The sequence below is a fragment of the Leifsonia sp. SIMBA_070 genome, from assembly GCF_046534635.1.
GTDB lineage: Bacteria > Actinomycetota > Actinomycetes > Actinomycetales > Microbacteriaceae > Leifsonia.
Genome location: NZ_JAWRYK010000021.1, coordinates 1 through 546, shown reverse-complemented (window position 1 = coordinate 546; position 546 = coordinate 1). Strand labels below are relative to the sequence as shown.

Sequence of the window (546 nt, the reverse complement as noted above, 5' to 3'; positions counted from 1 at the left end):
GTGGGGTCGTGAATACATCGAATTCGTTTGGAAAGAACTGGAAGAAAAATTCGGTTTCAAAGTTCTGTACATCGACACCGACGGTCTGTACGCGACCATCCCGGGTGGTAAATCTGAAGAAATCAAAAAAAAAGCGCTGGAATTCGTTGACTACATCAACGCGAAACTGCCGGGTCTGCTGGAACTGGAATACGAAGGTTTCTACAAACGTGGTTTCTTCGTTACCAAAAAAAAATACGCGCTGATCGACGAAGAAGGTAAAATCATCACCCGTGGTCTGGAAATCGTTCGTCGTGACTGGTCTGAAATCGCGAAAGAAACCCAGGCGCGTGTTCTGGAAGCGATCCTGAAACACGGTAACGTTGAAGAAGCGGTTCGTATCGTTAAAGAAGTTACCCAGACACTGTCTAAATACGAAATCCCGCCGGAAAAACTGGCGATCTACGAACAGATCACCCGTCCGCTGCACGAATACAAAGCGATCGGCCCGCACGTTGCGGTTGCGAAACGTCTGGCGGCGAAAGGTGTTAAAATCAAACCGGGTAT

The 546-nt window shown here is 48.0% G+C and carries 1 protein-coding gene; it reads left to right on the top strand.

Annotated elements, in window-relative coordinates; all coding sequences use genetic code 11:
* On the top strand, positions 1-546 hold a 546-nt coding region (locus SB754_RS19200), incomplete at both ends, for a DNA polymerase domain-containing protein (protein ID WP_410784011.1).